The sequence below is a fragment of the Pseudomonas fluorescens genome, from assembly GCF_000802965.1.
GTDB classification, from domain to species: Bacteria; Pseudomonadota; Gammaproteobacteria; order Pseudomonadales; family Pseudomonadaceae; genus Aquipseudomonas; species Aquipseudomonas fluorescens_A.
Genome location: NZ_JSAK01000018.1, coordinates 286,217 through 300,273, shown reverse-complemented (window position 1 = coordinate 300,273; position 14,057 = coordinate 286,217). Strand labels below are relative to the sequence as shown.

Genomic DNA, 14,057 nt, shown 5'->3' with positions numbered 1-14,057 from the left:
AAAGTACAGAGTCCAAGAATCGCAACGGATCGTCTACTGTCACAAATGACAGAAAAGACAACCGGCCCATGGTTAAAAATCAACGATTCCCGGTTACCCGTATAGCCACTTCAGCCGTCACCCAGCCGCGCCACACTTGCGTTTGCTGTTGCAGATTATCTTTTCGACTAAGCCGCCGCCCGTGCCTGCAAACTCAAATGCGCCCGTTGCCCCGGCGCCAGGCTCAGGCTATCGGTGCCGCCACTCGCCGCTTCCACGCAGACGAATTCTGATATTTCGTTCCAGCTCACCCCCAGCAAAGGACGCGAGCCGGGATGCCAGACCACCGTGTCGGCTGTGTCGCCGGTATCGATGCACAGCGCCCGCTGCCAGGCATGGTCGTTGAGCTGTAATTCACCGTCATGCTGGAACACTCGCTGACAGCCGCCATCGACGCGCAACTCGCCTTCCTGCTGACATATCTGCCGGCTTAAATGGTCGTAACCTTGCGCGCCGTCGAGTCCAGACAGCGCTACCTCACCGACATCACCAATACGCCAGTAAGCGTGCAACGCCTGGCTCAACTGGCACGGCATGTCGTCCTGATGCTCGGTGCTCAGGCGCAAATCCATGCTTTCACCCAGATGGGCATGCAGCTCAACGGTCCAGTCGCACAGTTGTAATTGCCAGTGCAGACGCACGCCCTCATCGTCACTGCTGCTGTCGAGCAGCTTCCAGTCGAGTAATCGCGCCCAACCATGGGACGGCCAGGCGTTTTCGCTCGGATGACGGCCATACCACGGCCAGCACACCGGCACGCCACCGCGAATGGCGCCGACCTGCGGCCACTTCGCCGCGCACCACAGCCAGGGTTTCTGGCCCTTGGGCTGAAAGTGCAGCAACTGCGCGCCCTGGCGACTGAACACCGCCTGACACAGCGGATGATCAATCACCAACACGTCGCGCTTCTGATAGCGCTCCCACGCAAACACCGGTCGTTCGCGCAAGGATTTGAAGAAGCGTTGTAGCGGATGCTCAAGCATGTGCCACGGTCCTGAAAAACATGGAGGTTCAAACGCTTTAGTAACGAACTCACTGTGGCGAGGGAGCTTGCTCCCGCTCGGCTGCGAAGCAGTCGTAAACCCGATAAACGCGGTTTGCCAGAAACACTTGAGTCGCTGGTATTGGGGCCGCTTCGCAGCCCAGCGGGAGCAAGCTCCCTCGCCACAGGTACTCATTGCTCCCATACACAAAAAAAAGCGGACAGCCATGGCCGTCCGCAAATGCGCACATAGAGAGGAGCTTATCGCAGTCGCGTTAGAACACCGACTGAATTTTCAGGCCGGCGACCAAAGCGTTATCAACTTCATCAACACCGCCCGGGTGAGTGATGTATTGCAAGTTAGGACGCACGGTCAGCCAGTTGGTAACGTGGAAGCCGTAGTTGAGTTCGTAGTTGTATTCGGTGTCACGCAGCGGCGAGAACAGTGGATCGCTGTATTCGCTGACGCCATTGGAGGCGTTGACCAGTTCGGCGTTTTTCTTCACGTCATCGTTGACGTGGATGCGGGCGAAGCCGATCCCCATGTCATCTTTAGGACGTGCGTCAAACGGACCTTTGTACACAAACATCAGCGACTGGTAGTTGTCGACGATGTTGGTGTCCTTGTCGTGGAAAGTGGCGTTGGCCGCAATGTTCAGACCGCGAGTCGCGTCACCGTTGTGGCTGGTGAGTTGCTGTTGCGCAACGAACCAGTAGCCGTGCTTGCTGCTATGGCTGCGATAAGCGTTGCCGCTGGTGGCCGCGTTATTGCCGTTGTCGTCTTCAAGTACGTCATCGGCGCTGGCCGTGCTCTTGTAGTAACCGACACGGTATTCGCCCGGCAGTTTGTTCGGGTTAGGCAACCACACGAGTTCAACCGGCAGCACGGTGCCTTCAGTACCGCTGCCGCTGAGCTTGAAGCCGTTACCGTGTTCCAGTTGCGACGGGTTCTGGTTGTACGCGCCGATCTGCGCATACCACTCAGGCGAGATGTTGTATTTCACGCGGATCGCGGCCTGGCTGACTGGCCAGTTGTACCAGATGTTGGTGGCCCAGTTACCCACCTGGGAGCCGCAGAACGCCAGGTTCTGGAATTCGCACGGGAAGGTGTTGAAGTCTTCGCCTTCACCGAAGTAACCGGCCTTGACGTCGAGTTTGTTGTCGAGGAACTGATGCTTGATCCACAACTGGGTCAGACGGACCATGTGGCCACGACCGTAGACTTCCTGCGAGGAGCTCAGGGTGCCGGCACGCGGATCGCCGATGCGGTCGTTGGAGATGTTTTCGCCGTTACGGTTGGTGAGCTGGATCTTGGCCTGGGTGTTATCCCAGCCGAACAGCTTCTCCAGGTCCAGCGCCGCGCCCAGGCCGAATTGGTCGGCGTAGCGCGCAGTCTTGTCATCGTTGAAACCGCCGTGGAGGTTGCCGCCCACTTCACCGACGTAGTCCATTTTGATGTCGATGCCTTGCTCGATCAGCTTGGTTCGCTCGCCACCCCAATCGCCCGTCATCCACTCGGAATCGGCGCTGAACGCATCAGCCGCATGCACGCTACCGGCCAGCATCATTGCCGCAATCGCCGATAACTGGCAGATAAGCTGAGCGTTGTTCTTCTTCATCATCCCTACATCCTCGTTTTATTGTTATTAACTTTTCTTTTTCTAACGTGGTTACATCAGTTGCGACGGATAACAGGCCCTGTGGGAGCTGGCTTGCCAGCGATGGCATCAACCCGGTTCAACTGAAAACCGAGTCGGCTGCATCGCTGGCAAGCCAGCTCCCACACAACCGCATTCCCCCCATTTGATCTTCAGCGGCCTTTGAATTGCGCCACGTTGGCAGCGTGCGCCTCGGCTTTCGGCAGGCCGGCAACCCCCAAACGCTCGCCGGTCTTGGCGTCGAACAGCAGCACTTTCGCCGGATCGAATTGCAGGGTCAGGGTCTCGCCCACGGCCGGTGCAACATCGGGTGCCAGGCGGCAGCAGACTTTGGTGTCGTTGAGGTTGACGAAGACCAGGGTGTCCGGCCCGGTCGGTTCGGTGACCTGGACTTCGGCGCGAATGGTCGGCAACCCGTTAGGTTCGCCGCTGGCCAGAACAATCTGCTCCGGACGCATGCCGAGGATCACTTCGCGGTCTTCAAGACCGGCGTCCTGCATGCCCAGCGGCAACTCGCAACGGGCCTGGCCGCTGTCGAGCAGCGCCAGCAGACGACCGTCCTTGCGCTGCAAGCGCAGAGGGATGAAGTTCATCGGCGGCGAACCGATGAAGCTCGCCACGAACAGGTTGGCCGGGTTGTTGTAGATGTCTTTCGGCGTGCCGAACTGCTGGATGATCCCGTCCTTCATCACCGCCACTTTGTCACCCAGAGTCATCGCTTCGATCTGGTCGTGGGTCACGTAGACCGTGGTGGTTTTCAGGCGCTGGTGCATCAGTTTCATTTCGGTGCGCATCTCGACCCGCAGCTTGGCGTCGAGGTTGGACAACGGTTCGTCGAACAGATAAATCTTCGGCCGACGCGCCAACGCACGACCCATCGCCACACGCTGTTGCTGTCCACCGGAGAGCTGGCCGGGCTTGCGATTGAGCAGGTGCTCGATCTGCAGCAGCTTGGCGACCCGGGTGACTTCCTCATCGATGGCCGACTGGCTCATCTTGCGGATTTTCAGGCCGAACTCGATGTTCTCGCGCACGCTCATGGTCGGGTACAGCGCGTAGGACTGGAACACCATGGCGATGTCGCGATCCTTGGGGCTCATGCCACTGACGTCCTGATCGCCGATCATGATCGCGCCGCCGGTGATGGTCTCGAGACCGGCGATGCAGTTCATCAGGGTCGACTTGCCGCAGCCCGACGGGCCGACAAGGATCAGGAACTCACCGTCCTTGATCGACAGTTCGATGTTCTTCAGGGTGTCCGGCAGGCCGGCGCCATAGGTCTTGTTTACATTGCGAAGTTCGAGCGTAGCCATGATTACCCCTTGACTGCGCCGGCCGTCAGCCCGCGCACGAAATACTTGCCTGCGACCACATAGACCAGCAGGGTCGGCAGCCCGGCGATCATCGCCGCTGCCATATCAACGTTGTATTCCTTGGCCCCGGTACTGGTGTTGACCAAGTTGTTCAGCGCCACCGTGATCGGTTGCGAATCACCGCTGGAGAACACCACCCCGAACAAGAAGTCGTTCCAGATCTGAGTGAACTGCCAGATCAGGCAGACCATGATGATCGGCGTCGACATCGGCAGGATGATCCGGCGGAAGATGGTGAAGAAACCCGCACCGTCGAGGCGCGCCGCTTTCACCAGCGCATCGGGAATGCTGATGTAGTAGTTACGGAAGAACAGCGTGGTGAACGCCAGGCCGTAGACCACGTGCACGAACACCAGGCCCGTGGTGGTGCTCGCCAGACCCATCTTGCCGAGGGTGAACGAGGCCGGCAGCAGCACGGTCTGGAACGGCAGGAAGCAACCGAACAACAGCAGGCCGAAGAACAGCTGCGAACCACGGAAACGCCACATCGACAGTACGTAGCCGTTCAAGGCACCGATGGCCGTGGAGATCAGCACCGCCGGAACGGTGATCTTGATCGAGTTCCAGAAGTAACCATCAACCGTGCCCCAGGCCTTGACCCAGCCGATGCCGCTGACCACGGTCGGCCAGCTCAACAGGTTGCCGGTGCTGATGTCTTCCGGGGTCTTGAAGCTGGTCAACAGCATCACCACCAGCGGAATCAGATAGAGCATTACAGCGAGAATCAGCACCGCGTAGATCGCGATGCGACTCAGGCTGATCGCAGGTTTGGCAGCGAGACTAGTCATGACGCTTGGTCCTCAGCTCGGAGTACAGGTAAGGCACGATGATTGCGAGAATCGCACCGAGCATCAGAATCGCACTGGCCGAACCCATGCCCATCTGGCCGCGACTGAAGGTGAAGGAATACATGAACATCGCGGGCAGGTCCGAGGAGTAACCCGGGCCACCGGCGGTCATCGCGGCCACCAGGTCGAAGCTCTTGATCGCGATGTGCGCCAGAATCATCACCGCACTGAAGAACACCGGACGCAGGCTTGGCAGCACCACTTTCCAGTAGATGCGCGGCATGCTCGCGCCATCGATCTGTGCGGCACGGATGATCGATTGATCAACGCCACGCAGGCCGGCGAGGAACATCGCCATGATGAAACCCGAGGCTTGCCAGACAGCGGCAATCACCAGGCAATACACCACGCGATCCGGGTCGATCAGCCAGTCCAGGCGGAAGCCTTCCCAGCCCCAGTCACGCAACAATTTGTCCAGGCCCATGCCCGGGTTGAGCAGCCATTTCCACGCGGTACCGGTGACGATCATCGAGAGCGCCATCGGGTACAGGTAAATGGTGCGGATGAAGCCTTCGCGACGGATGCGCTGGTCGAGAAAAACCGCCAGCAGCACGCCGATCACCAGGGTGATGCCGATGAACATGCCGCCGAACAGCGCCAGGTTCTTGCTCGCCACCCACCAGCGGTCGTTGTCGAACAGCCGCGCGTATTGCGCCAGGCCTGCCCACTTGTAGTTCGGCAGGAAGGTCGAGGTGGTGAACGACAGCACGAACGTCCACAGGATGTAGCCATAGAAGCCCACCAGAACGATGAACATGCTCGGCGCCAGCACCAGTTTTGGGAGCCAGCGCTGCAATGCATCGAACGGCGAGGCCTTGCTGAACACAGCAACAGAACTCATGGGGAAATCCAGTACGAGGGAATAAAACTACATGCAGATCCCTTGGTAGGAGCCGGCTTGCTGGCGATAGCGGTAGACCAGTCGATGAATCCGTTGACTGACACTCAGCCATCGCCAGCAAGCCGGCTCCTGCACAGGGGGCCGGCGTTGCTTGCGGTTATTTGGCTGACTGAACCGCCGCGCCCAGTTTCTTGGCCGCATCGGCCGGGTCGGCTTTCGGGTCGTTGATGTAGTTGGTCACGACATCGAAGAACGCACCCTGTACCGCCAGCGTGGTCGCCATGTTGTGCGCCATGCTTGGTTGCAGGCCGCCGGACTTGGCGTCAGCCAGGAAGTCCTTGGCGGCGGTCTGGGCGCAGGAGTCGAAACCGAGTTTCTCCATGTCGTTCAACATGTCGTTACGGACCGGAATCGAACCTTTGTTGATGCTGAAGACTTTCTGGAAGCTCTCACCCAGCACGACTTTGGCGATGTCCTGCTGACCGGCAGCAGTGCCTTTGTCTTTCTGCTTGAACACCGCCAGCGAGTCGATGTTGTAGGTGAACGCCTTGTCGGTACCCGGGAACGCTACGCACTCGTAGTCCTTGCCGGCGACTTTCTTGGCGGCGGTCCATTCAGACTTGGCCCAGTCACCCATGATCTGCATGCCGGCCTTGCCGTTGATGACCTTGGCCGCTTCCAGGTTCCAGTCCTGGCCTTTGCCGTCGGCGTCCATGTAGGTCGCGACTTTCTTCAGCTCGGTCAGCGCCTTGACCATTTGCGGACCGGTCAACGCACCGTTGTCGAGGTCAACCAGGGCTTTCTTGTAACCATCGACACCCATGACCGACAGCACAACGGCTTCGAACACGGTGCTGTCCTGCCATGGCTGGCCGCCGTGGGCGAGCGGAATGAAACCGGCAGCCTTGAGCTTGTCGCCAGCGGCGTAGAATTCTTCGAGGGTGGTCGGGTTCTTGGTGATACCGGCTTTCTTGAAGACTTCCGGGTTGATCCACAGCCAGTTCACCCGGTGAATGTTCACCGGCACGGCCACGTAATCACCTTCGTACTTCACGGTATCGGAGACTTTCTTGTCGAGCAGGCTGTCCCACTTCTCTTCCTTGGCAACCTCTTTGAGGACGTCGGTGTCGAGCAGTCCGGTCGACGCCCATTCCTGGATGTCCGGGCCCTTGATCTGCGCAACGCCTGGCGGGTTACCGGCAACGGCGCGGCTTTTCAGCACGGTCATGGCCGTCGCACCACCTCCGCCAGCTACTGCGCCGTCTTTCCAGGTGAAACCGTCTTTTTCAACTTGGGCCTTGAGTACATCAACGGCAGCCTTTTCACCGCCGGACGTCCACCAGTGCACGACTTCCACCGAACCTTTGGAATCGGCAGCGGAAACACTGAGAGGCAGAATGGCGAGCGGGAACAGGGAGGCGACAGAAATGACAGTAGCGAGGCGAGAAATCGCATTCATCTGAGATGTACCTTTCTTGTTGTTATGCATGCAAGTCTGGTGCTTGCGCTGCATAAGAGTTTAAACAGGGGATGTCCCTTCGCAGGTAACGAAGGGACGTGCGAATGTCACTGCATGGTTACATAGAACCGCCCTGGGACAATTGCGCCAGAGCCGTTGCCATACTGGGTGACAAGGGTAGACGAGGGATCAGTACGGCTTGCCAGGCGTGATAAAGGTCCGGTTTACCGGCCCAGATATCGGCACTTGGGCGGTTCAATGGGTCGAGTTCGTGATGCCAACTGCCATCGCAGCGGTCGATGAAATGACTGTCACAGAATTCCCAAAACAGGCGGTACCAGCGCTCGAATTGCTTATCACCGGTACGCTGCAGCAGCGCACTGGCAGCCGCACTGGCTTCGCAATGGGTCCAGTGCAGGCGATGGCGAACCACCGCTTTGTTGTCCCAGTCGAGGGTGTAGACAATGCCCGGCGCGCCGTCGACGTCCCAGCCGTGGCGGCAGTTTTGCTCGAAGAGTTTTTGCGCGTCGGTGGCCAGCCATCCGGGTGTCAGCATGCCGGCCTGAACCCGCGCCGCTTCCAGATGCAGTAGCAACCGCGCCCATTCGAAACCATGGCCCGGCGTGGTGCCGTAAGGACGGAAACCGTCGGCCGGGTTGTCGTGGTTGTATTCGCGCAGCGGCTGCCAGTCGTGGTCGAAATGTTCGATCACCAGGTAGTCGTTGGCGGCGGCGTAGCCATGGATCACGCGCTCGACGATGCGCTGCGCTCGGCACAGCCAGCGGTTGTCGTCGGTGACATCGGCCAGGGCGAGGAAAGCTTCAGTGGCGTGCATGTTGCTGTTGGCACCGCGATACGCCTCCTCTTCACTCCAGTCGCGATTAAAGGATTCGCGCATGGCGCCCTCCTCCTCGCTCCAGAAATAAGTGTCGATAATGTCGATGGCATCGTCGAGCAAGGCCTGCGCACCGGGACGCTGCGCAACCACCGCAGAACTGGCGGCCAGCGCGACGAAGGCATGCAGATAGGCGTTCTTGCCCGTGTTGCCGTCGCGGTGTTCAGCGACGGCGAACCATCCCCCATGCAGCGCATCGCGTAACGGCCCGCGCAGGGCAGCGATGCCGTGATCCACCAGCTCGGCAAACCCCGGCAGGCCCTGAATATGGGCCATGGCGAAGCTGTGGGTCATGCGCGCAGTGTTCATGGTTTCGGCTTGGGCGTTGGCTGAAAGTCGGCCTTTTTCATCGAGATTGCCGAAGCCTTCTGCAAGTTTCGAAGCCTTGGCAAACGCCAGCAGGCGCAGGCCTTCGGCGACGAGCCATTGCTGATGAGCGGGCGCGTTCAGCCAACTGCTGAAGGCCGGTTGGAAGGTGTGCATGGGGGACCTTTTTTGTTGTTATGACTGAGGGGCAGTCTAAACAACGGATGGTCGCGGGCTTGTAACGAAGGGGGCGAGTTATGTCACCAGCCTGTGACATTCACGCAGGTTTCGTGGTGATTGATAATTGTGGCGAGGGAGCTTGATCCCGCTGGGTCGCGAAGCGGCCCCAAAAGAAGGACTGCTACGCAGTCCAGCGGGAGCAAGCTCCCTCGCCACAGGGTTTGTTTGTCAGTCCATCGATCGTGGTAGTTGCAACGTCACCCGCAACCCGCCTTCACGCAAATTCTGCAAACTCACCTCACCCCCATGACTATGGGCAATGTTGCGCGCAATTCCCAAGCCCAACCCATAACCCTGCTGCTGCCCGGCTAACCGGAAGTGCGGTTCGAACACCTGCTCCAGCCGCTGCTCCGGAACCCCCGGCCCTTCGTCATCGACATGCAGGACGAACGCACTGTCGTCGTCATCGATGTGCAGGTGCGCGTTTTGCCCGTACTTGAGCGCGTTGTCGATCAGGTTGCCGATACAGCGCTTGAGCGCCAACGGCTTCCCCGGATACGCTGCCAGCGCCCGCCCCTGTTGGGTCACGCGACCATTGCCGTTCGGTGCCAGGTACGGCTCCACCAGACAATCGAGCACGTGATTGAGATCCACAGGCTCGATGTTCTCGTGGATGTCGGTGTCCTTCACACATTGCAGCGCGCCTTTGACCAGCAGTTCCAACTCATCCAGATCGCGGCTGAACTTGGCTTGCATCTTTTCGTCTTCGAGCAGCTCGACTCGCAAGCGCAACCGGGTAATCGGTGTGCGCAGGTCGTGGGAAATCGCGCTGAACAATTGGCTGCGCTCGGTCAGGTAGCGGCTGATGCGTTCGCGCATGGTGTTGAAGGCACGACCGACCTCGACCACTTCACTGCCACCGCCCTCAGCCACCGGCTCGACGTCGGCCCCCAGCGACAGATCCCGCGCCGCCCGCGCCAGGCGCTTGAGCGGACGGCTTTGCCAGTGCACCAACACACCAATGAACAACAGCAGAAAGCCGCTGGTGAGGACGATGAACCACACCTGCTGCGACGGCAGGCCTTGCTCCTCTAGGCTGGTGTAGGGCTCGGGCAACAGCGAGGCGATATACAGCCATTCGCCCGGCGCCATCTGGATCTGGGTGACCAGTACAGGTGGATTAACCGGCTCCAGGGTCAGCGCGTAATGCGCCCAGGACCGTGGCAGCTCGTCGAGCTTCAGGCCGGCGTTGAAAATCCTCAGATCTTCAGGACTGACGAAAGTCACCGAAATATCGGTGTCATGGCCAAGGGACTGGCGCAACACTTCGTCCACCGCTTTGATCACCGCCTCTTTGCGTGGGGTGATCGGCAGCACTTCCATACCTAAGGGTTTGTCATTCAGCGTCACCACAAACCGCGTGCCGCCCATGCTGCGCAACTGGTCGAGCACCAGCGGCCGGAACGCCACCGGCAACGAACGGAAATAACTGACACTGGCGGTCATCGAGTGCGCCAGGCTGCGGGCGCTGGTGACCAGGCCTTCGAGTTGGGTGGCGCGCAACTGCGAGACCCAGATCACGCTGGACAAAGCCTGTGCAAACAACATCGCCAACAGGGTCAGCAGCAACATGCGCCCGAGCAACGATCGAGGCACCGGCACCCGCCCGGCGAGTTTGCGCAGGAACTCAGTGACCATTGCTGGCAACCACATTGGCTGCCAGTTGGTAGCCGCTACCGCGTACGGTACGAATCAGGCGCGGAGGTTTTTCGGTGTCGCGCAGACGCTGGCGCAGGCGGCTGACGGCCATGTCGACGATGCGATCGAGCGGCATCAACTCACGGCCCCGCGTGGCGTTGCCGATGGTGTCGCGGTCGAGGATTTCCTGCGGGTGATCGAGGAACAGTTTCAACAAGGCGAAATCGGCGCCGGACAGAATCACTTCTTCGCCATCGATGTGGAACAGCCGATGGCTGACCATGTCCAGGCGCCAGTCGTCGAAGGCCAGCACTTCGCTGCCGGAACGTTCCTGGCCAAACTGCGCGCGGCGCAACAAGGCTTTGATCCGCGCCTGCAATTCACGCGGGCTGAAGGGTTTACCGAGGTAATCGTCCGCGCCCAGTTCGAGGCCGATAACGCGGTCGGCCTCGTCGGAGCTGGCAGTAAGCATGATGATCGGCACCTGGGCCCGACGCGGGTGCTGGCGAATCCAGCGGCACAAACTGAAACCGTCCTCGTCCGGGAGCATCACGTCGAGGATCACCAGATCGCTCGGTTCATCGTTCAGGGCCTGGCGAAAACCGGCGCCGTCGGGCGTGGTACGCACCTGAAACCCGGCACGGGTCAGGTAGGTGTCCAGCAACTCGCGTATCTCTTGGTCGTCATCGACCAACAAAATCGACTTGTTGACTGAGCTCACGGGGCGGCGTCCTTGTTGTTTGAATTGGGGCCGATTATGCCTGATGAACCTTAGATATTTGTTGCCCGTTCTGGCCCCATCGCTGGCAAGCCAGCTCCCACAAGGTTTTGTGCACATTCTGAAATACTACAAATCCTGTGGGAGCGTGGCTTGCCCGCGATGGGGGCGACACGGTTTTAAGCCTGATCCAGCGCCACTCCCGCACCAACAAGCCCCGAATACGGCGCCGTCACCAGCCACACCGGAATCCCCTTGAAGTAATCGCTCATGCAGCCCTTGTCGGCAAAGCAGCGGGAGAAACCGCTTTCGAGGAAGAAATCGGCGAAGCGCGGAATCACCCCACCCACGATGTACACGCCACCGCGCGCACCAGTGGTCAGCACATTGTTGCCGGCCACGCGACCGAGCCAGCAGCAGAACTGCTCAAGCACTTCCAGGGCAATCGGGTCGCCCGCCAACCCGGTAGCGGTAATCGCTTCCGGGGTTTCGAGCACCGGCGTATGACCGTCCACCGCACAAATCGCCCGATAGACACGCGGCAAGCCACCACCGCTCAGCGCGGTTTCGGCGCTGACATGGCCGATTTCATTGAAGATGTGCTGCCACAGTTGAGTCTCGCGTGGACTGCTCAGCGGTAAATCGACATGACCGCCCTCCCCCGGCAGCGCGGCGAAACGGTCCTCGCCCAGATCGAGCAAGGTGCCAACGCCCAACCCCGTGCCCGGACCGATCACCACTGCCGGGCGCAACGGCTCCGGCGTACCTTCGCAGACCACGCGAAATTCGCCGGGCTGCAAACGGGTCATGCCCAGGGCCATGGCCGAGAAATCGTTGACCAGCAACAGTTGCTCCACCTGCAAGGTCTTGCAGAAACCTTTGCGGCTGAGGCGCCAGTGATTGTTAGTGAATTTGAATTCGTCGCCGCTCACGGGGCCTGCCACCGACAGGCACACCGAACCGATCGACCCAGGCGCCAGGTCCAGCCCGCTCAGGTAGAGGCTGATAGCCTCTTCCGGGCTGGCGAAATCTGCCGTCGCCAGCACCTGGACTGATTCCAGCTGCTGGTTTTTCCACAACGCGAAACGTGCGTTGGTCCCACCGATGTCACCGACCAAAGCCAGTTTCAATTAAGCGTCTCCAGGGCAGAAGTAAAGGCGCTGGCGCCCTGCTCTGCGGAGCTGAAGGCCATGCGCATGAAACCAAACAGTTCGCGACCGGTGCCGATGTTGTTGCCCAACAGGCCTTTGGCCGGCGTGCGCGCTGCGAATTCTTCGGCGTCCACCTTAAGCTCCAGGGTGCCTTTGACGCCATCGACGCGGATGATATCGCCCTCTTGCACCCGCGCCAAAGCGCCGCCGACATAAGCTTCGGGGCTGACATGAATGGCCGCCGGGATTTTCCCCGACGCGCCGGACATGCGCCCGTCGGTCACCAGCGCGACTTTGAAGCCGCGATCCTGCAGCACGCCGAGGAACGGCGTCATCTTGTGCAGTTCCGGCATGCCATTGGAACGCGGGCCCTGGAAGCGCATCACCGCGACAAAATCCTTCTCCAGCAAACCGGCCTTGAACGCATCGGCCAGGTCCTGCTGATCCTGGAACACCATCGCCGGAGCTTCAACGATCTGGTTTTCCAACGCCACGGCGGACACCTTCATCACGCCACGACCGAGGTTGCCTTCCATCACCCGCAAACCGCCCTCTGGCGAGAACGCGCGGGCGACCGGGCGCAGGATGCTTTCGTCGAGGCTTTCGGTGATGCCTTCGCGCCAGACCAGTTCGCCATTGTCGAGGAACGGTTCCTGGGTATAACGGCTCAGGCCGTGGCCCAACACAGTGTTGACGTTTTCGTGGAGCAGCCCGGCTTCCAGCAGTTCGCGGATCAGGAACGACATGCCGCCCGCGGCCTGGAAGTGGTTGATGTCGGCTTTGCCGTTCGGGTAGACGTGGCTCAGGGTCGGCACCACCTCGGAGAGGTCGGCCATGTCCTGCCAGGTCAACTGGATGCCCGCCGCCATGGCGATCGCAGGCATGTGCAAGGTGTGGTTGGTGGAGCCGCCGGTGGCGTGCAAAGCCACGATGGAGTTGACCAGCGAACGCTCGTCGACGATTTCGCCGATCGGCAAGTAGTTGCCGTTCTGTTGGGTAATGCGCGTCACCTGATGCGCCGCTTCGCGGGTCAGGGCGTCACGCAGCGGCGTGTTCGGATTGACGAAGGACGCGCCCGGCAAGTGCAGACCCATGACTTCCATCAGCAACTGGTTGGTGTTGGCGGTGCCGTAGAAGGTGCAGGTGCCGGGGCTGTGGTAGGAATTCATTTCCGACTCCAGCAGCTCTTCGCGGCTGGCCTTGCCTTCGGCATAGCGCTGGCGCACATCGGCTTTCTGCTTGTTGGAAATGCCCGACACCATCGGCCCGCCCGGCACGAAGATCATCGGCAGATGCCCGAAACGCAGCGCGCCCATCATCAGGCCCGGGACGATCTTGTCGCAGATGCCGAGCATCAGTGCGCCATCGAACATGTTGTGAGACAGCGCCACGGCGGTGGACAGCGCAATCACTTCGCGGCTCGGCAGGCTCAGTTCCATGCCCGGCTCGCCCTGGGTCACGCCATCGCACATCGCCGGCGTGCCACCGGCGAATTGGCCGACGGAGCCGATTTCACGCAGGGCTTTTTTGATCAGCTCCGGGAAGACTTCGTACGGCTGGTGCGCCGAGAGCATGTCGTTATATGACGAAACAATTGCGATGTTGGCGGAGTTCATCATCCGCAGGCTGTTCTTGTCGTCGCTGCCGCAGCCGGCCACGCCGTGAGCGAAGTTGGCGCATTGCAGCTTGCCGCGCATCGGACCGTCGCTGGCCGCACTGCGAATCAGTGCAAGGTAAGCCTCACGCGTGGCGCGGCTGCGGGCGATAAGCCGTTCGGTGACCTCAAGGACGCGGGGATGCATGTGTAGAACTCCAGGCTAACGGATGTGGCGACCTGATTGTCTATGCTGATCAAAGGCCGGTGTCGATGGGATGACAGACGGTTTTCTTGATCGGTTGGACCAGTTGA

Annotated in this window: 11 protein-coding genes; all 11 read right to left on the bottom strand. The window is 60.2% G+C overall.

Features of this window, described 5'->3' with window-relative positions; genetic code table 11:
• Positions 1 to 167 precede the first annotated feature (167 nt).
• The 11 genes from NL64_RS16800 to edd all read right to left on the bottom strand — a co-directional run bounded on the left by NL64_RS16800 (position 168) and on the right by edd (position 13,950).
• The gene (locus NL64_RS16800; RefSeq protein WP_034149184.1) at positions 168 to 1,022 is read right to left on the bottom strand and encodes a D-hexose-6-phosphate mutarotase; all 855 of its coding nucleotides are present in this window, start codon (positions 1,020 to 1,022) and stop codon (positions 168 to 170) included.
• Positions 1,023 to 1,296: 274 nt separating this feature from the next.
• Positions 1,297 to 2,643: a carbohydrate porin gene (locus NL64_RS16795; RefSeq protein WP_034149183.1), complete on the bottom strand. Its 1,347-nt coding sequence runs from the start codon at positions 2,641 to 2,643 to the stop codon at positions 1,297 to 1,299.
• 188 nt (positions 2,644 to 2,831) lie between these two features.
• Positions 2,832 to 3,992, bottom strand: coding sequence for an ABC transporter ATP-binding protein (locus NL64_RS16790; RefSeq protein ID WP_034149182.1), 1,161 nt, complete (start codon positions 3,990 to 3,992; stop codon positions 2,832 to 2,834).
• 2 nt (positions 3,993 to 3,994) lie between these two features.
• The gene (locus tag NL64_RS16785) at positions 3,995 to 4,840 is read right to left on the bottom strand and encodes a carbohydrate ABC transporter permease (protein ID WP_034149181.1); all 846 of its coding nucleotides are present in this window, start codon (positions 4,838 to 4,840) and stop codon (positions 3,995 to 3,997) included.
• Complete coding sequence (locus tag NL64_RS16780; protein WP_034149180.1) at positions 4,833 to 5,741, bottom strand: carbohydrate ABC transporter permease; 909 nt, start codon at positions 5,739 to 5,741, stop codon at positions 4,833 to 4,835. The genes NL64_RS16785 and NL64_RS16780 overlap by 8 nt, the downstream gene beginning before the upstream one ends.
• 157 nt (positions 5,742 to 5,898) lie before the next feature.
• Positions 5,899 to 7,200, bottom strand: a complete 1,302-nt coding sequence (locus NL64_RS16775) for an ABC transporter substrate-binding protein (protein WP_034149179.1) — start codon at positions 7,198 to 7,200, stop codon at positions 5,899 to 5,901.
• Positions 7,201 to 7,318: 118 nt separating this feature from the next.
• A complete protein-coding gene (locus tag NL64_RS16770) occupies positions 7,319 to 8,578 on the bottom strand; it encodes a D-mannose isomerase (protein WP_034149178.1) in 1,260 nt (419 codons plus the stop codon).
• A 231-nt stretch (positions 8,579 to 8,809) separates the two neighbouring features.
• Positions 8,810 to 10,279 (bottom strand): ATP-binding protein, encoded by a 1,470-nt coding sequence (locus NL64_RS16765; RefSeq protein ID WP_034149177.1) that lies wholly within the window; start codon positions 10,277 to 10,279, stop codon positions 8,810 to 8,812.
• Entirely contained in the window at positions 10,269 to 11,000 is a 732-nt protein-coding gene (locus NL64_RS16760) for a response regulator (RefSeq protein ID WP_034149176.1), read from the bottom strand. The genes NL64_RS16765 and NL64_RS16760 overlap by 11 nt, the downstream gene beginning before the upstream one ends.
• Positions 11,001 to 11,176: 176 nt before the next feature.
• Positions 11,177 to 12,127, bottom strand: coding sequence for a glucokinase (locus NL64_RS16755; protein WP_034149175.1), 951 nt, complete (start codon positions 12,125 to 12,127; stop codon positions 11,177 to 11,179).
• Positions 12,124 to 13,950, bottom strand: a complete 1,827-nt coding sequence (gene edd / locus NL64_RS16750) for a phosphogluconate dehydratase (RefSeq protein WP_034149174.1) — start codon at positions 13,948 to 13,950, stop codon at positions 12,124 to 12,126. Before edd ends, NL64_RS16755 begins: the two co-directional genes overlap by 4 nt.
• Positions 13,951 to 14,057 lie beyond the last annotated feature (107 nt).

Bases quoted from the DNA above. Each gene is read 5' to 3' on its own strand.
- edd (WP_034149174.1), bottom strand. From the start codon at position 13,950: ATGCATCCCCGCGTCCTTGAGGTCACCGAACGGCTTATCGCCCGCAGC.
- NL64_RS16795 (WP_034149183.1), bottom strand. From the start codon at position 2,643: ATGATGAAGAAGAACAACGCTCAGCTTATCTGCCAGTTATCGGCGATT.
- NL64_RS16775 (WP_034149179.1), bottom strand. From the start codon at position 7,200: ATGAATGCGATTTCTCGCCTCGCTACTGTCATTTCTGTCGCCTCCCTG.
- NL64_RS16790 (WP_034149182.1), bottom strand. From the start codon at position 3,992: ATGGCTACGCTCGAACTTCGCAATGTAAACAAGACCTATGGCGCCGGC.
- NL64_RS16780 (WP_034149180.1), bottom strand. From the start codon at position 5,741: ATGAGTTCTGTTGCTGTGTTCAGCAAGGCCTCGCCGTTCGATGCATTG.
- NL64_RS16770 (WP_034149178.1), bottom strand. From the start codon at position 8,578: ATGCACACCTTCCAACCGGCCTTCAGCAGTTGGCTGAACGCGCCCGCT.
- NL64_RS16765 (WP_034149177.1), bottom strand. From the start codon at position 10,279: ATGGTCACTGAGTTCCTGCGCAAACTCGCCGGGCGGGTGCCGGTGCCT.
- NL64_RS16785 (WP_034149181.1), bottom strand. From the start codon at position 4,840: ATGACTAGTCTCGCTGCCAAACCTGCGATCAGCCTGAGTCGCATCGCG.
- NL64_RS16800 (WP_034149184.1), bottom strand. From the start codon at position 1,022: ATGCTTGAGCATCCGCTACAACGCTTCTTCAAATCCTTGCGCGAACGA.